Origin of the sequence: Paenibacillus sp. Root52, from assembly GCF_001426865.1 — a bacterium.
Lineage (GTDB): Bacteria > Bacillota > Bacilli > Paenibacillales > Paenibacillaceae > Paenibacillus.
In genome coordinates, this window is the sequence record NZ_LMFO01000001.1 from 575,067 (window position 1) to 592,254 (window position 17,188).

The 17,188-nt window shown below is 40.8% G+C and carries 13 protein-coding genes and 3 pseudogenes; 12 read left to right on the plus strand and 4 right to left on the minus strand.

Going from position 1 to position 17,188, the window contains the following annotated elements; all coding sequences use genetic code 11:
• Positions 1 to 125: 125 nt before the first annotated feature.
• On the plus strand, positions 126 to 3,080 hold the full coding sequence (locus tag ASD24_RS29785; RefSeq protein ID WP_082560240.1) for an InlB B-repeat-containing protein: 2,955 nt from the start codon (positions 126 to 128) through the stop codon (positions 3,078 to 3,080).
• A 188-nt stretch (positions 3,081 to 3,268) separates the two neighbouring features.
• On the opposite strand, the pseudogene ASD24_RS29790 reads toward ASD24_RS29785, so the two are convergent.
• Positions 3,269 to 3,427, minus strand: a pseudogene (locus ASD24_RS29790) (VOC family protein); the annotation flags it as partial.
• 170 nt (positions 3,428 to 3,597) lie between these two features.
• On the opposite strand from ASD24_RS29790, the gene ASD24_RS02455 reads away from it, so the two are divergent.
• Both ASD24_RS02455 and ASD24_RS02460 read left to right on the plus strand, forming a co-directional pair.
• Positions 3,598 to 5,337: an ABC-F family ATP-binding cassette domain-containing protein gene (locus tag ASD24_RS02455; RefSeq protein WP_056690994.1), complete on the plus strand. Its 1,740-nt coding sequence runs from the start codon at positions 3,598 to 3,600 to the stop codon at positions 5,335 to 5,337.
• Positions 5,338 to 5,717: 380 nt separating this feature from the next.
• Positions 5,718 to 5,939, plus strand: coding sequence for a hypothetical protein (locus ASD24_RS02460; RefSeq protein ID WP_235540285.1), 222 nt, complete (start codon positions 5,718 to 5,720; stop codon positions 5,937 to 5,939).
• Between the two features lie 120 nt (positions 5,940 to 6,059).
• Here ASD24_RS02460 and ASD24_RS02465 read toward each other — a convergent pair whose 3' ends face one another.
• Entirely contained in the window at positions 6,060 to 6,590 is a 531-nt protein-coding gene (locus ASD24_RS02465; RefSeq protein WP_056691001.1) for a hypothetical protein, read from the minus strand.
• A 159-nt stretch (positions 6,591 to 6,749) separates the two neighbouring features.
• Here ASD24_RS02465 and ASD24_RS30860 point away from each other — a divergent pair.
• The 5 genes and pseudogenes from ASD24_RS30860 (at position 6,750) to ASD24_RS02495 (ending at position 11,872) form a co-directional block, all read left to right on the plus strand.
• Positions 6,750 to 8,138 (plus strand): annotated as a pseudogene (locus tag ASD24_RS30860) (serine hydrolase domain-containing protein).
• Positions 8,139 to 8,489: 351 nt separating this feature from the next.
• The gene (locus tag ASD24_RS02480) at positions 8,490 to 9,545 is read left to right on the plus strand and encodes an AraC family transcriptional regulator (protein WP_056691010.1); all 1,056 of its coding nucleotides are present in this window, start codon (positions 8,490 to 8,492) and stop codon (positions 9,543 to 9,545) included.
• A 51-nt stretch (positions 9,546 to 9,596) separates the two neighbouring features.
• Entirely contained in the window at positions 9,597 to 10,388 is a 792-nt protein-coding gene (locus ASD24_RS02485; protein ID WP_056691014.1) for an SDR family NAD(P)-dependent oxidoreductase, read from the plus strand.
• 307 nt (positions 10,389 to 10,695) lie between these two features.
• Positions 10,696 to 11,292, plus strand: coding sequence for an SMI1/KNR4 family protein (locus ASD24_RS02490; protein WP_056691016.1), 597 nt, complete (start codon positions 10,696 to 10,698; stop codon positions 11,290 to 11,292).
• An 82-nt stretch (positions 11,293 to 11,374) separates the two neighbouring features.
• A complete protein-coding gene (locus ASD24_RS02495; protein ID WP_056691020.1) occupies positions 11,375 to 11,872 on the plus strand; it encodes an SMI1/KNR4 family protein in 498 nt (165 codons plus the stop codon).
• A gap of 167 nt (positions 11,873 to 12,039) precedes the next feature.
• On the opposite strand, the gene ASD24_RS02500 is transcribed toward ASD24_RS02495, so the two are convergent.
• Positions 12,040 to 12,384: a LysR family transcriptional regulator substrate-binding protein gene (locus ASD24_RS02500; RefSeq protein ID WP_235540288.1), complete on the minus strand. Its 345-nt coding sequence runs from the start codon at positions 12,382 to 12,384 to the stop codon at positions 12,040 to 12,042.
• 441 nt (positions 12,385 to 12,825) lie between these two features.
• On the opposite strand from ASD24_RS02500, the gene ASD24_RS02505 reads away from it, so the two are divergent.
• Positions 12,826 to 13,626 carry a Cof-type HAD-IIB family hydrolase gene (locus ASD24_RS02505; protein WP_056691023.1) on the plus strand — a complete coding sequence of 267 codons (801 nt, stop codon included), beginning with the start codon at positions 12,826 to 12,828 and terminating at the stop codon, positions 13,624 to 13,626.
• A gap of 81 nt (positions 13,627 to 13,707) precedes the next feature.
• Here ASD24_RS02505 and ASD24_RS02510 read toward each other — a convergent pair whose 3' ends face one another.
• Positions 13,708 to 14,598: a helix-turn-helix transcriptional regulator gene (locus ASD24_RS02510; protein WP_056691026.1), complete on the minus strand. Its 891-nt coding sequence runs from the start codon at positions 14,596 to 14,598 to the stop codon at positions 13,708 to 13,710.
• Between the two features lie 135 nt (positions 14,599 to 14,733).
• Between ASD24_RS02510 and ASD24_RS02515 the strand changes: the two genes are divergently transcribed.
• From ASD24_RS02515 to ASD24_RS31480, 3 genes and pseudogenes are all read left to right on the plus strand, one after another.
• Positions 14,734 to 16,098 carry an MATE family efflux transporter gene (locus tag ASD24_RS02515; protein ID WP_056691028.1) on the plus strand — a complete coding sequence of 455 codons (1,365 nt, stop codon included), beginning with the start codon at positions 14,734 to 14,736 and terminating at the stop codon, positions 16,096 to 16,098.
• 89 nt (positions 16,099 to 16,187) lie between these two features.
• Positions 16,188 to 16,349 (plus strand): annotated as a pseudogene (locus ASD24_RS31475) (maltose acetyltransferase domain-containing protein); the annotation flags it as partial.
• Between the two features lie 270 nt (positions 16,350 to 16,619).
• Positions 16,620 to 16,799, plus strand: a complete 180-nt coding sequence (locus tag ASD24_RS31480) for a hypothetical protein (protein WP_442952578.1) — start codon at positions 16,620 to 16,622, stop codon at positions 16,797 to 16,799.
• Positions 16,800 to 17,188 lie beyond the last annotated feature (389 nt).

Below are 17,188 nucleotides of genomic sequence, written 5' to 3' on the forward strand. Positions count from 1 at the left end.
TCCTAGGATGAGAATATGATGAGATTGAGTCGAATGATAGGAGGCCGTTTTAAGTAATTGATTCGCATTGATTATGGGAGGAACAGAATTTTGAACGGTGACAAATGGTATGAAAGGAAGTGTGTATGTTGAAAAAGAGAGTGGTTCCAACTGTAAGTATGTTCGTTGTAATAGTTAGTATGGCAATTATCGTTATTTTTAATAATCAAAGTTTGGTTTCTGCCAATATGGTTACAACACCAATCTATGTATCTGAGGACACTACAATCGTTTACGAGGGTGTCGATGCTGGAATGGTTTATGAGGATGGAAATCTTGGATATCTTGATGTCGGCTATCAGGGAACATATGGTAATCCATTAGAGGTTCAAGTATTACTAAAGTTTAATTTGCCACCAACTCCTGAAGGGTATGAGATTGAAACTGCAAATCTTTATATTCCCGTAACAGGTGGTACTTTTCAACAAACTAATTTTATGCTAAAAGTTTCTACGAGTACTGATCATAGCTGGATGCAGGATAGTGGGATTACGTCTCCACCAGCTCCAACTCCAGCGTCTGCACAATCAAGATTATTAGCTAGTACTGTCCCCCATCTTAAACCTACATTAGCTCCCTTTACTTTTACTAGCTATATATCAGCGGAATCGACAAAAGCTAATCCGAGAGCAACCTTTATTCTATCGGGAATGACTGTTCAAGAAGCAGCTCAAGCAGGTATTCAATATGCTGATCATTTTATACAGATGATTGAAAATAATGCTGGTGGTGGCATTAGCGGCCCATATTTAATTATGACGTACTCCGAACTTGTGAACATCGAAATTACAGGTGTTACAGATATAGGTATTTACAATACAAGTGTTATCCCACAATTTAATGTTGGTACAGCAACACTGAATGGTAGCCCCTTTACAAGTGGAACGACGGTTAGTGCTGAAGGTTCTTATACTCTTGTAGTTACCTCTGGAGGCCAACAAGAAACGGTACAATTTAGGATAGACAAAACGTCCCCCACTGCGACCGTCCTAATAAATAATGGAAGCTTATTTACCAATAATCAGAATGTGAGTATAAGGATTACTCCACATCCAGGTATGAATGATATTGTTAGTATGCGATTTTCAGTTAATGGTGGGTCTATCTCAACTACTCAGCCATACTATTCAGAATTTCAAATTTCGGTAGGAGCAGCTAACGGCCCAAAATCTGTGAATATTGAATTAATCGATGCAGCGGGTAATGTATCCCCGCTTTACTTTTGGAACTTTTCAATGAATACCACGATACCAACGGGAACTTTAACGATTAATGGTGGTGCTACCTTCACAACGAGGCAAGAGGTCGATCTCCTGATTACACCTGATGCAGGCGCAAATGAAATCGTTAAAATGCAATTTTCAACGGACAATAATAGGTGGTCTTCAGAAGAGAGCTATAGCCCAAGCAAAAGCTTTACCTTGCCAGCGGGAGATGGAATCAAGACGATATACGTAAGATTTATCGATCGCGCCGGTAATGTAGGTTCGGCTCAAAGTAGTATCATTTTGGATACGATCGCACCTGTTGTCAGTGGTGTAGCAGAAGGAGGAAGTTACACTTCCTCACGAACGATTACATTTAACGAAGGTGCTGCAACACTAAATGGTGGTTCTTTTGTGAGTGGAACGACTGTGGATACTGATGGTTCCTATGTACTCGTGGTTACGGATCGCGCCGGTAACTCAACTACTATAACATTCAATATCAATAAACCAGCTCCAATTAGATATAGCGTTAAATACGACGGAAACGGTGCTACTGGAGGACAAAAACCCGTCGATAGTCAATCTTATGAGAACGGACATACCGTTACAGTATCTGATAATAGTGGAGATTTAGTGAGGACTGGGTTTGCATTTAATGGTTGGAATACAAAAGCAGACGGCAGTGGGATCAATTATGCGGCAAACAACAACTTTAATATTAATGCCGCAGATGTCATACTGTATGCATTGTGGACGGTTAATTCTTATACCTTGTCATTTGAATCAAATGGAGGCAATGTTGTCGCTACGCAGAATCTATTTTATAACGCAACAGCGATAGAGCCGACTGCTCCAACCAGACCAGGTTATACATTTGGTGGTTGGTTTAAAGAAGCAGCCATCATTAACCAGTGGAACTTTAAGAAAGATGTCGTTACGGCGAATAAGACGTTGTATGCGAAGTGGATTATAAACAATTCTTCAAACAATAACGGAGGAGGGGGAGGAGGGAATAATCCAACGACGCCTTCCCAAAATTCAATTGTATTTTTTGAAACGAATGGAGGGAACGTGTTAGATTATCTGTCTGTCGCGTATGACACAAAGTTAGCAGAGCTACCCATCCCCACAAGAAAAGGTTATACATTTGACGGATGGTATCATGATGTGGCGCTGACAAACAAGTGGGACATTACTAAGGATCGAGTGACCAAAAATGCAAAATTGTATGCAAAATGGGTCGAAAACACAGCATCGATCCCAACACCCGATCCGCAACCAACACCAGACGAATCCGAATCGGAACGACCCGTCGTTACTTTTGACGACCTTTCAGGACATTGGGCAAAAGAAATGATTGAGGAATTAGCTAGTCAAGGGATAATAGCAGGGTATCCCGACGGTTCTTTTCATCCAAATGAAAACATCAAACGCCATCACATGGCTCTACTATTTACGCGTACTTTCGAGTTTGAACCCACACGTGAGGCAGTTTCGTTTTCTGACGTATCCCCAAGCCGTCCTTACTATGAAGCCATCATGTCACTTCAGCAAGCTGGCATAGTAGAAGGATCCAATGGGGAATTTAATCCAAATCATTCGCTGACTCGTGCAGAGATGGCCAAAATTTTGACGCTTGCCCTTGAGATAGAACCGGGTGGAGCTGTTGCTTTCCAAGATGTACCTACAACGCATTGGAGCTATGATTACATCGCTACACTTGCAGAACTAGAAATTGTACTTGGAGATAACGGCAAATTTAAGCCGGATGAACCCGTGACACGTGCACAGTTTGTGGCAATGATGTATCGAGCATTAAAAGTAATACAATAAACTTCTAATTGGATTAATCAGCAAAGTAGTCGGAAGGTGCATACCATAGTTACAGTAAATAGAAAAACACGAGGTTGTTTATTCACGCCTCGTGTTTTTGCTGTATCAACCTTACTTATGAATGCCTATTGCAGAAACGGTGATATAGTCTGAACATGACCCCTGGGCATAGAACAATAGACTGTCGTTCAACCCCTATGACTGAACCGTTGGATTGCTTCCTCGGTCACCGGCGTGAAGAGATTAACAAGATTGCCGTCAGGATCGCGGAACAATACAGTACGATTCCCCCACGGCATTGTGGTTGTGGTAGGTTCCTTTACCCACTCATCGACAAACGAGTTCAAGCAATCATCATCCAACAAGTCTCCATTATAAAAAAAGTATTAGAACTCCAAAGGGAGGGTAAGGGCTAAAAATGAATTGTACTTGGGGGTAATCAGTGTTACTCTAAAAGTCTGTGTTCATGAGACATGTATTCATAATCACCATTTTAGTTAGAAAGAAAGGTAACACTATGATAACAGTTGATAATTTATCCTTTTCATTTCCGCAAAAAGATTTATATAACAATATTTCATTTACATTAGAAGAAGGCCAACATTGCGCCTTTATCGGAACGAGTGGTAGTGGGAAAAGTACGCTGATTGATATTCTGATGGATCCGGAACGATATTTATACGATGGCAAGTTGGAGATAGACCCAGAGTATAGAATCGGGTATGTAAGTCAGTTCTTGCAAGAAGACCAAGCGAAAGAAATGACTGTATTTGAATTTATCGCAGAAGAATTTATCAAGATCCAAGATGAAATCACGTCGATTTATGATGAAATGGCAACCGCAACGGATATGGACTCGCTGATGGAAAAGGTTCAATTGGCGTTAGACGCCTTCGAGTCGATGGACGGAGATAATTTCGAAAACAACATTAATAAGCAGCTAAACCTGGCTAACCTCATGAAGCTAAAAGATCTTAACATTTCCTCATTAAGTGGCGGAGAATTCAAATTGATTCAAGTGATGAAGGAAATGCTCCATCGTCCAGACTTGATGATTATGGATGAACCAGATGTATTTTTGGATTTTGAAAATCTAAATGCACTTAAAAAACTTATTAATTCCCACAAGGGTATGCTGCTGGTGGTTACGCACAACCGATATCTGTTGAATCATTGTTTCAACAAAATCATCCACCTTGAGGATACGGAGATCCAAGAGTTTGATGGACGATATATCGATTATAACTTCTCACTGCTTCAGACCAAAGTAGAGTTACAAGAAATCGCAGTCGCGGAAGAAGAAGAAATTAAGAGAAACGAGAATATCGTAATTAACCTCAGAGAGATCGCAACGAATGACTCAGAAGCATCGAGAGGGCGAGCGTTAAAGGCTAGAGTTAAGTTCACAGAAAGATTGGAAGCACGTAGAATTAAAGCGCCATTTGTTGATATTAAGCAACCGAATATTCATTTTGATGTGGATCATGAACCAGAAGATATCCCTGTTGTATATGTCAATAATTATAGCGTTGCCTTTGACGAATTGCTTTTGGATAATGTTAGCTTTGAGATGAAAGCTACAGATAAAGTAGCCATTATCGGTGCAAACGGTACCGGGAAAACGACTTTGCTCCGCGAAGTCTTTAAAAATAATCATCCTGCAATTGAAATCAATGCTGATGTTAAAGTGGCTTATCTATCTCAGGTTCAAGGTGAAATGCTGAAAGATTCGAACACCATACTAGATGAATTCATTGATGATGGGTTCAATACGTATGATGAGATTAGATCGTATCTTACAAACTATGGCTTTGAAGGAGAAATTCTTAATCAAAAGATAGAATCTTTATCCGGTGGAGAAAAAAATATGCTTCAATTGGCTAAAGTTGCTGCCAGTAAAGCAAACGTATTGTTGCTGGATGAACCGACGAGCCATTTAGACATCTATACACAAATAGCACTGGAGAAAGCCATTGTGGAATACAAAGGTGCCATTCTCATGATTTCGCATGATTTTTATTCTGTAGTCAATGGTATGGATTATGTTGTCATCATTGAGGATCAGAAGATTAGAAAAATGAGTATTGAAGAATTTAGAGAGATGATCTATGCGAGTCATTTTAATAAAGATTATTTAGAAACTGAACAAAAGAAAAAAGCAGTTGAGATGAAAATAGAATTAGCTTTGAAGGATACTAATTTTGAACTTGCAAAAGTATTGGTGGATGAGCTAGAAGAGGTCATTAAGTTGCTTTAATGGACAAGGTTCTGATTGGAATGAAGTCAGTTACAACGAATAGGACAAATTGAGTTGAGGCATCGGCAGATTGGAACTGGAAACACAACAAGTTCTATTTGATATCTATAGTAAAAATTAATTTCAATGTAGCTAGAAGGTGTTGGTCTAACGACCAACATCTTCTTTGATTTGTTAGCGATAGGAGTGTAGAGGGAGAGGGATATAAATCTGAGATGCCGCTTTATATATAGACTGAAGACAATGAGAAAGGATGGGAACCAGTAGTTGGATGCCAAATTAATAGTGTGCAAAGTGTCAAGGATTGATTACAATAGAAGCATTACAGACTAAGGGATGAATGTACAATGGTTCAAGAAGACAGCGTATTTGAACAGATTATGAAATCGAAGAGATCCCAATCGATCAAGGCTAGAACAGGTCAAGTTAGTCCAGTTCCGAACAAGAAAACATCTTTGGAGCAATTAAATGATTTGGATATCCGACACAAAAATGTAGAAGCCGAATCAGTAGAACCGAGTATGCCGCATAGACGGTTACTACAAATCAGGAAAGAGCTGAGTCAGATTAGAAAATTAAAGAAAGAAGATCATACGTTATAAGCTCGTTTAGCAAACTACATACGATGGTAAATTGATCTACACTGCGGTTGTAATCGGATATCGGATCACAAGTAAGTCGTGAGGTCATTAAGACTCACGACTTTTTATATGCAAGGAGTGTTAATTCGTAATAGAGAGAATACGCCATGCTGAATCTTCTTTTTGCATGAGGTATAACTTAGTAGTTTCATCTGCTTGTAGGGGAGACTCATTGAAATACACATTTTTTTGTTTGACAAACACTTCGATGTTTCCATCTTGAAGCACGTTAAACCACGGCTCATCCATCGAAATAATTGCACCGTACACTTGACTGAATTTTCCCTCGTGAACCGCATGTTCTTGGACATAGGCTGAACGTACCGCCTCAGCATCAAACTCCAGTACACCTTTCATATTTCGATTCAATGTCTGCACAATTTGCAGCTCATCTCCCTCATAGGGAGGCTCATCTATGTAGTGAAAATTGAAGATATTTGCTGCATCAAGAGCAGCTGCAATTTCTTCTTTACTGGTGTAGCCGACTAGATTGGATTCTTCTTGTTGAACAGGCTCACTAGTAGAAGTAGATATAACTTGAGAGTCAGAAGAAACGGAATAACGAGTCAACATACAACCCATTAGTAGAAATACAATCCATAATTTTGTCATGACCAATCCTCCTTATATATACTCTGCTTAGTTATAAACGTCTACAGTAATGAAATAGTTACCCTGTACTTGTTCAGTTTATTGTTGAGATGAAAGGGGAATCTGGCCAGCTCGTGGAATTATATTCAAAACGAATAAAGTGGGAAGAGGTCGATGTCCATGGCAATTGAAGAACGAATCGAAGCAATTATTAAGCGTTTACAACCGGAAACTCATCTTCGAAATAAATACGGTCAGGAAGCAACGCTAGCAGATCGAATGACATACTACAACACACCTGGGGTATCCATTGCGGTTATCAATGACTTCAAACTGGATTGGGCTCGGGGATTCGGGGTACGCGAGGCAGGGAAACCGGAGCCTGTCACCGAAACAACGCTCTTCCAAGCTGCGTCGGTCAGCAAACCGATTTTTGCTATAGCTGTAATGCGATTAGTTCAGGAAGGGAAATTAGATCTGGATCGGGACGTGAACGAGTATCTGACATCTTGGAAAATACCTTCTGTTTCCGGCTGGCAGCCAAAAGTCACGTTGCGGCAATTATTGAGCCATAGTGCGGGAGTTACGATTCAGGGATTTCCCGGTTATGAAAGAACCGGTGAACTTCCCAAGCTAGTGCAGATTCTGAATGGACAGCATCCAGCCAATACTTCATCTGTGGAGGTTAATGTTATTCCAGGATTGCAATTTCGATATTCTGGAGGGGGTACGACCATTGCACAACAGCTTGTTGAGGATAGGCTGAACCAACCCTTTGCTGAAATTATGAGCGAATTGGTATTCGCACCGTTAGGACTTACGAACAGTACATATGAACAGCCATTGCCTTCTCAAAGGCATGAAACTATCGCAACGGGACACCCTTGGAAAGGCAGACCTCTGCCTGGCAAGTGGTAGGTATATCCAGAAATGGCGGCAGCAGGTCTCTGGACGGTACCTTCAGATCTTGCTCGTATAGGCATTGAATTGCAACTAACATTACAGCATCATTCGAGTAGGATTCTCTCTGCGGAAACTTTAAACGAAATGTTAACTGCCCAAATTGAGAATCATATGGGTATCGGCTTTTTCCTAGAAGGTGAAGGGGAAGCAAGTCGTTTCGGTCATAATGGGTGGAATGAAGGTTTCGTATCCCGATTTGTTTTATCCAAACATCACGGTTATGGTGCCGTCATTATGATTAATTCAAATGAAGGTAATGCATTGCTTGGAGAAATCGAGCACGCTATTGCGCGCGAATATGGATGGCTCGGATATTCTCCTGACCAAATAAATGTGGATGTAACGCCGAATATACTTAAGGAGTACGTAGGCGATTATAAAGCAACATCAGGACTACATGCTTCTATCAACCTAGACGGTAATAACGTGGCATTACGAATACAAGAACAGTCCCCAATCGGACTGTCTCCCGAATCGGAAACGAAATTTTCAACAGAGGGGCTGAATACAAGCGTTGATTTTGAACGGAATGATGATGGTCAAGTTGTGGTACTTCATATTCATCAAGATGGAAGAGCATTCCGTTTGGATAAAACATTTGACTAAGTTGCGGAATAGAATTGCAGTATATAATTAATTTAGCATATTCATAGTTGGGTCTGAAGAAAAGGCTATCCTTGGGGATAGCCTTTTGTGTAGCCCTTGACGTTTGTATACGCATAATGATTGAAGATGTCCAAAACCTAAAACCCAGAACAATTACTTCTTCGTCATCAAACGTATTGGCACCTGATATGTTCCAATTATCGCGATGAGATGAGCATGGCGCAATGTGTTAGTAGGTTGTCATGTTATGCTAGTTACATATATGAACCCTAGAAGTATCATTGTATTTGTAAGTCAGCGAAGGATGCATGTCATCCGAGTTTGTCAGTCAGCAGAAGGAGGTGCACATCAATGACAAGCGATTCATTTGAACGTATTAAGATGCCATCGGGATTCTGGGAAGGACTACGTCAGATCGGTATTAACTCACATGATGTAGCACGCAAGGCCGGTTTACCACTTACGATTATTTCCGATTCATCGGTGAATATCACTCAATATTACGCAATCTGGCAGGCATATTCAGATCTCGCAGGTGATATTGCTCACGGCATGATCCAACTTGCAACTATATATGAGGTAACGAAATATCCACCCCCTATATTAGCCACATTTCACGCACGGGATTATCGCGATGCACTACAACGGATGGCTCGATATAAACAGCTGTGTCCTCCAGAAAGTTTAGAGATGGTTGAAGATAGCGAAGAATGCACCATAGATCTGCAATGGTTGGTTACCGATCAAGCGTGTCCACCGCTTCTGGTGGGCATTACGCTAGCATTCCTTCTCGAATTGGGACGACGAGGAACAGGCCGGCATCTGACGGCTAGAGCTGTAGAGTTTTCACAGCCGATGGGAGACAATCAGGCTCTTGAAGATTACTTTGGATGCCAGGTTCGAACGGATGCCAATCGCAATGGTTTGACATTACATCGGAAAGATCTGGATCTTCCTTTTCGTACTTACAATGAAGAGTTGCTTGAGATTCTGACTCCTGCACTGGATCGCACGTTACATAAACATCAAGAGAATCGTTCCTTCTCGGAGATGGTCAAATGGATTATGAAGCGTAGCTTCAGCGCTGGGCGTCCTGATGTGCACATGGTCGCGAAAGAACTTGGCATGAGCAATCGGACTTTGCAGCGTCGACTAACCGATGAAAGCACGACATTTAACCATTTGCTCACACAAGCAAGGCATGAACAAGCACGGATGTATTTGTCAGATTTATCACTTGATATCAAGGAAGTGGCTTTTCTGATCGGATATGAAGATCAAAATTCATTTTACCGTGCATTCCGCACTTGGGAAGGCGATACGCCTGCCAATTGGCGCATTGAGCATGCGGAGGGGGATGCAAACTCAGGAGATCATCCTTCATTTTCAGGCGGACACACTCATTAATAATCAATCATCGAGAACCAACAACTAGAACAGACAAGGGAGAATACGATCATGGACATGGGATTGAATCATAAAACAGCATTGGTAACAGGTTCGACGAGAGGAATCGGTAAAGCCATTGCCATCGAACTGGCTAAAGAAGGTGTAAATGTACTGATCAATGGACGGAATTATGATGAGGTAGAAAACGTTGTAAATGAAATCAAGTCTGCCTATCCAACTACGTCTCCTCAAAATGCGGCAGCCGACATTGTCAAAAGTGCTGAACGTGAAGCGTTATTTGAGAAGTTTCCACAGGTTGATATTCTGGTAAATAACGCCGGGATTTATGAGATCATGTCTTACTATGATGTAGATGATGCCGTATGGGAAAAATACATTCAGACCAACGTACTGTCCGCAGATGCGCTGACCCGATTTTATCTGCCTACCATGTTGAACAATAGTTTTGGCCGGATCGTCTTTATTGCAAGTGAAGAAGCGGTAATGCCTGGACATATGCCTCAATATGCCGTAACGAAATCCATGCTGCTCTCTTTATCCAAGAGTCTATCCAAATTAACAGTAGGCACGGAAGTCACGATTAATACGATTATGCCTGGACCGACACTTTCAGAGAATGTACAACAGATTATTGAGAGCGTCATACAGGATGAGAACATGACCTTTGAAGAAAAAGAGAAGACCTTCATGGCTACGAATCTTCCGCAATCGGAGTTACAACGTTTCATTAGACCAAGCGAGATCGGCAGACTTACGACATTTGTTTGCAGCCCGTTCGCAACACCATTTAAAGGTTCACCGATCCGTATGGATGGTGGAATGGTTCCGACGATTTACTAATCATACTTAAGTACATGATAAATTTCATAACTTTAACAGACAGCCGATAAGATTTATCGGTTGTTTTTGGTGCTGAACCAGGATTAAAGCATGTTCTCGTTGAAGTTTTGTAATGTTAGCTAAATTTAGCCAAGTTGCAATCAAGTTACCAACCTAACTGGAGAGTTGCTAGTTAAAAATGATAAACTGGACTTGATATAAACGATGGTATGGAAGAGCAAAACTATTTTAACAAAACAAGAGTTTGACTTCAGTTTATCTGTTTATTTAAGCGGAATTTCTATTATTTATTTGGGAGGGCAATACCATGGATTTAGTAAACCAATTTTTAAGTGGCTTAAGAGCAAGGTTATCGGCAGAAGAGCTTGAAGATCTAAACACAGCACATGGTGCTGCACAAGAGGATATTGATACACTGAGGGCACAGTATCCTGATTGTCCAGAATCGTTAATACGTTTGCTAGAAAATATAGATGGTACATATTGGAGGAAGTACGGAGACAAAGAAATTACGGTCTGCATTCTAGGCTCTGATGTTGAAGAAGGTCGATATCCATATTATTTACTTTCCACTGAGGAAATGCTCAAAAGTTCGAAACAAGAGGAAGATGTGTCCTACCTATTGGAATACGAAGAGGAAGAGGAAGAGGAGGCCGTTGACCCTAAAATAAATTCAGAGGGGCTACTTCCAGGCCAATACCTTCATTTCTCAGATTGTATGAACAATGGAGGAACATCAAGACTTTATATTGATTTTAACCCTTCTGATCTAGGGGTTAAGGGTCAAATCATCCGCTTTTTGCATGACCCAGATGAATATGCCGTGATTGCGAACAGTTTTGATGCGTATTTACAAATGCTTATTGACGGTGAATATGTGTATCTTAGTGAAGACGAGGATTAGAATTGACCAACAATGACAACCGTATAAGTGTGAACCAATTCCAAGAGTTAAAGTGAATCTATTAGGGGGAAGAAGGTGCACTGTGAGAAGTACATTCCATGAATTTATACTTTGGGCTGAAACCAATGGTTGGGCAATTCGCTCCGAGTCGAGTCATGATTTAAATTTAGATGCTAATGTGAGTACAAGATACAACCATATTCCTAATGAATATTTAGATTTTTTACGTGTTGTTAAACAATGTGTCTCACCTAGTGAGCAGACATGGTTTCTGTGTGAAAATGAATATAATCATAGCACAGATACAGCGTTTCAATGGAACGAATTCGAATTACTCAGCTTGGAGGCAGCAGCCGGAGATGACCAATGGACATCAGAGATTAAGACATGGTGGGATCATTATCTGCCAATCGTCATCTCCGTGCATGGGGGATATTCGTTCTATGCAATTGATTTATCCAACGAAATAGGTACAATCGTGCGTGGAGAAGAACCTGAATTTGAAGAAGTCACAAAAGTTGCAGAGCATCTTGATGAATTTTTACAAGGTATTATGTCGAATTCAATTATTCTCGAGTGAGCTGATATGATAATGTAGTAATCCCAGATATTGAGGGTTAAGAATATAACCCTATCGAAGTCGCTATTTGGCGGCTTTTTTGTTTTGGTTTAGCCAGTTGAAGTTGTTCAGGTGAAGCACTCCAACTATAGAATTCACAACGGTAAGAGCAATTATTTTATGTTTATTTAACCTCGCAATTCCAAGTCTTCTCCTACCCCTCTGGATTTAAAGAATTTAATAAGCGATTCTGTTAACTGCTGCTGTGCCTTGCTGATGAACCGGTCAGCATAATAGGTTAACTCCAGATGACGAATGGGAGCAGGGTCAGCTATGGGGATCGATACGATATGTGACCATTCCGGATGTTGTTTCAGTAACTCTTTTGGTTGAATGGTCGCACCGATGCCAGCCTTCACCAATTGTAATAAAGAGGAAGCGGATCCCACCTCCATGACGGCATTTAACTCAATGCCCTGCTCCCGACAAACGTTATCCACCAAATCTCTGCCCAGATACCCCTTCGGGTACATTACCAGAGCATGCTGGTCATTGTGATGTTAATGATTGGTGTTCAGTTTTCCATGAATTTAGGAAAAAAGGTCGAAGAGGGGTTTTATCAATAATAATAGATAGCTTACAATGTCATAGAGCTTCTGAAGTCCATCGCCGTAACCATTCACAGGATAGAGTTGCGGCGATTATGTTCATGTTACGGTAGCTTCTGTTTGTATCATTTTTAATCTAAAGAGCATCTGGTAATCATGAATTTTTAAAAAAATGTTGACATGAAACCAGTTACATATCTTAATCTTGCTTTGTAGCGAGAGATCACATTCATAGTTGTAGCCAACACATGATAAACCTTTTTTTTGGACACTTATTAAATATCCATTATAAAGTGTCTAAATAAAGAAGATCATCTCAATCAAACAGAATAAAAAGGACATACTTAAAACATGGAGGTCATCACGATGATTAAACTGGTAGTTACTGATTTAGATGGAACGTTTCTGAACAATAAGGGTTCGTACGATTTCGAGCTCTTCAAAAAAGTGTATGCGGAAATGCAGCAAAAAGGGGTTACTTTCGTCGCATGTACCGGGAAACAATGTGAACGTGTAGAGAAATTGTTTGATGAGCATGGCAAAGGCGTTTGGATCCTGGGTGACAGCGCTGCTCGAATTAAAAAAGATGGTGAAGTTATTAAAGAGTTCAGCATAGACAAGGATCTTGCGTTGAGGGCGATTGATCGAATTCAGGACTTCGACAAAACGATGACTCTTATCGTATGTGCAAGCGATGCTGCTTACGTTCATTCTTCCATTTCAGAAGATATGTACAAAGTGGTTAAAGGCTCCTATGAGCGTGTAATTAAAACAGATTCCTTTGAAACAATTGAGAGTCGTTTTATCAAAATTACGGTCTTTGATACTGAAGGTCGTAGCACAGCATTAAGAGCGCATGTGGAGGATACGTTGAGTGGACAAATTTACATTGTTGACTCGGAGGCTAAATGGCTGGATATTACGGCATTGCACACCCACAAAGGAGAGACGGTTAAGAAACTGCAAGAAATGTTGGGTGTCACGTACGAAGAAACGATGTCATTTGGTGACGGTGAGAATGATGTAGAGCTTATGGCCATCGCCAAATATAGTTTTGCAGTAAGTAATGCTTGTGATAATACGAAAAAAGCAGCGAGCTTTATTACGAAATCCAATGAAGAGAATGGCGTTCTTCTAACGGTTCAAAAAATACTGGATTTGCAATAATACTGGTCTACCCACAGGTATTGCATGTTCAAAATGATAGGGCAATCTTATGATTGCCCTATTTTTATTGGATAAGAAATGTTACTTGGAGTCGTTGATCGTCACTTGTTTGCGATAATGCTGTGGAACTACACCCATCAGTTTACGGAAAATGGATGAGAAATAACTAGAGCTTTGAAAACCACAGGCAAGTGCAATTTCACTTATGGATCTCCGTGTTTCTTTTAACATTTCGCAGCTTTTCTGAACTCGATATTGGGTGACATAGTTGCTCGGCGATTGACCCACATATTTGTTGAACAATTGGCAACAACGGCTTCTGCAAACAGCTCCGGCGGATGCGATCTCTTCAAGCGTTATCTTTTGATCATAGTTCTGGTGAATGAAATGCGTCATTTCCTGAACATGCGTTAGTACGCCAGGTTGACCGGAAACGGGCTTTAACTGATCGCCAATTGTAGCACACAACGATAACGCTTGGGCTAACAAACGAAGTGGATTGGGGTGTCGTTGCTCCGTGTGCATTTCCCGATAGAGTTCCTGAATGGACAGTAATACATCTTGTTGCCAGTCCTCCTGATTCGTGAGCACAACAAAATCAGCCATCTTGGAACTGAACTTTTCCTCCCAGTACGTTTGGATATATGAAATTTTCTCACCAAGGATAGAGGGATGAATAACGACCACGAGGAACGAACAATCGTCATGATCCGGAATGGCGTAACCATAGTGCAAGCGTTGGCTATTAACAAAAAGTCCATCGCCTTGATGCAATCGAGTGATACTTCCATTCACAGAGAAATCCATCGATCCTTTTAATACATATATAAACTCCAGATCCACGTGCCAATGTGCAACTGCTGCATGATTGTTAAATTGATGAAGGCTTCCCTTGCGGACATAAAGCGGTAAATCGGGAAGATTATAATCCAACCGTTCTGATAAATCAGAGAACACCTCTAAGTCTGTCATTGAGAATCCCTTCTACACACAAATGTGTACGATATTGATAAAAGTATAGCCAATATTGATGGAAACAACAATCATTGTGTCCTATTCTTATATTATGCAAAACAACAGAGAGGATCGATATAGGTGAGAAAACGCATGCAACTTCAAGGTTTCGGCAAACGAGACTTTAATCGAGAGTTAATATCGCTTGTGATCCCCATTGCACTACAAAACCTAATATCAGCAACCGTGATATCTGTTGATGTAATTATGTTGGGTATGATAAGTCAATCTGCAATGGCAGCCGTATCACTCGCAGGACAAATCACGTTTACATTGACATTGTTTTACATGGGATTGTCAGCGGGGGCGAGTATCCTCACGGCTCAGTATTGGGGGAAGAAGGATACACCCACCATACAGCGCATTCTTAGTATTGCCTGCGTGTTCTCCTTAGGTATATCGATTCTGTTTTTCTTGTCTTCCTTGTTGATTCCCGACGCACTGATGCACTTATTCACCAATGATCCTGAACTGATTCAATATGGGTCAAAGTTTTTACAGTTTAATTCCTTTTCTTACCTTGTGATGGGATTATCGCAGATGTATCTCAGTGTGATTCGAAGTATGGAAAATGCAAAACTCACTGCGTGGATTAGTTCTTTATGTTTGGTCTTAAACATTATATTTAATGCCATTTGCATTTTTGTATTATTCCCATCCCATCCGGAACTTGCGATTGCGGCAGTAGCTCTTGCCACGGTATTGGCACGTATGATTGAACTAGCATGTTGTGTGATTCATTCCTTAACAAGAGGATCTATTCGCTTACGTTTACCGGTACGTGACCGTATTCAGCGTAATCTATTAAAGGATTTTTTGAAATATACGCTGCCAGTACAGGGGAATTATATCGTATGGGGAGGAGCACTTACCGCTACGGCTGCCATTATAGGTCATGTGAACTCCGATATGGTAGCAGCGAACTCCATCGCATCTGTCGTTAAAAACTTGGCGGTTGTTCTCTGTGGAGGTATAGCTACCGGCGGATCTGTGCTGGTTGGAAAGTATCTGGGACAGGGTGAAATGGAGAAAGCAAGGTATGCGGGTAACAACATGTGTTATTACGCATTAATTTTTGGAGTCATTGCCGGTTGCACAATTCTGCTCATTAGACCTTTGGTCTACTCCATCGTTAATTTGAACCCCGCTGCTCAAGGTTATCTGGATGGGATGTTATACATTAGTGCGTATTACTGTATTGCAAAATCGTTTAACTCCACAACTATAGCGGGCATATTCCCGGCTGGTGGAGATTCGAAGTTTGGATTATGGTGCGACACAGTTGTGATGTGGCTTATTATTCTACCCCTTAGTTATCTGTGTGCTTTTGTTTGGCAAGTGTCTCCCATTTTCTTATATATTGTCATCAGCTTAGATGAATTAATTAAATTGCCTATTGCTTTCACCCGTTATCATCAATTTAAGTGGCTGAACAACTTAACTAGAAACTTTACATAAACCTAATCATCACTAAGGATTATGTAATGTACTCTTATAAATAATAGCTTTTTCATAAAGGAGAAGATGATATGAATATTCAAGAACGTATGGCAAGCAAACAACTTTTTACAGATGATGATGCCAATTATCCGAAAGAGGCTGCAGAGTTAGCCAAAGCACGCCAGCGAGGTAAGGCACTATGCTATGAAATCAATAATTTGCACCCAGATGATGTTGAGATGCGCAAGAAATTAATGAAACAGCTGTTTGGTAGCATAGGCAAAAATGTGTGGATGGAGCCGCCACTCCGCATGGCATACGGCTCAAATACGAGCGTAGGCAATAATGTATATATCAATTTCAATTTAACTGTGGTTGATGATTACAAAGTAACGATTGGGAATGATGTGATGTTTGGCCCAAATGTAACAATTGCTGTAACGAGTCATCCGGTGCACCCTGAGAAGCGCAAAGAAGGCGGGATGTTTGCATTACCCGTCGTCATTGAAGATGGGGCGTGGATCGGGACAGGAGCAATCATTCTACCAGGAGTCACGATTGGCAAAGGAAGTGTCGTTGGTGCGGGTAGTGTTGTAACGAAGGATGTCCCTGCCAACGTAATCGCTGTGGGCAATCCATGCAGAGTTCTTCGTGAGATTAACGAACAGGATCGAGAGTTCTACTATAAAGACATGCGTTTTGACCAGGTTGAATGGTAAAAGAAGGACATCTACCTTCTAGAGAGGAGTTTGTCTATGTATATTATTTATTCTATTGTCGTATTGATCGCTCTGTTTTTTGTCATTAGAGCCCTTGTCCATACCCGCCGAACCCACTTGATCGCCAATAAAATGAAAAAAAAGTTTGAACATTATTATAATGAAAATGCCTATCATAATGATCAGCATAATGACAGGATGTAATTCAGAATATTAGGAGATTCTCGTCTTTAGAAAAAAAGAATAAAGCAACCGACCCAATGAGTCGGTTGCTTTTGTTTTGCTTGTGGTTAGGTGTCCGTAGACATGAGACATGATATGCCACCGCAAGGGTATGCAACTATTCTTGATGTCATTAAATGAACAGCTCGGCGTAACAAATAACTTGT

Coding starts and splice junctions, on each gene's coding strand:
- ASD24_RS02515 (WP_056691028.1), top strand. CDS start 14,734: ATGCAACTTCAAGGTTTCGGCAAACGAGACTTTAATCGAGAGTTAATA.
- ASD24_RS29785 (WP_082560240.1), top strand. CDS start 126: ATGTTGAAAAAGAGAGTGGTTCCAACTGTAAGTATGTTCGTTGTAATA.
- ASD24_RS02465 (WP_056691001.1), bottom strand. CDS start 6,590: ATGACAAAATTATGGATTGTATTTCTACTAATGGGTTGTATGTTGACT.
- ASD24_RS02505 (WP_056691023.1), top strand. CDS start 12,826: ATGATTAAACTGGTAGTTACTGATTTAGATGGAACGTTTCTGAACAAT.
- ASD24_RS02455 (WP_056690994.1), top strand. CDS start 3,598: ATGATAACAGTTGATAATTTATCCTTTTCATTTCCGCAAAAAGATTTA.
- ASD24_RS02460 (WP_235540285.1), top strand. CDS start 5,718: ATGAAATCGAAGAGATCCCAATCGATCAAGGCTAGAACAGGTCAAGTT.
- ASD24_RS02480 (WP_056691010.1), top strand. CDS start 8,490: ATGACAAGCGATTCATTTGAACGTATTAAGATGCCATCGGGATTCTGG.
- ASD24_RS02500 (WP_235540288.1), bottom strand. CDS start 12,384: ATGTACCCGAAGGGGTATCTGGGCAGAGATTTGGTGGATAACGTTTGT.
- ASD24_RS02510 (WP_056691026.1), bottom strand. CDS start 14,598: ATGACAGACTTAGAGGTGTTCTCTGATTTATCAGAACGGTTGGATTAT.
- ASD24_RS02490 (WP_056691016.1), top strand. CDS start 10,696: ATGGATTTAGTAAACCAATTTTTAAGTGGCTTAAGAGCAAGGTTATCG.
- ASD24_RS02485 (WP_056691014.1), top strand. CDS start 9,597: ATGGACATGGGATTGAATCATAAAACAGCATTGGTAACAGGTTCGACG.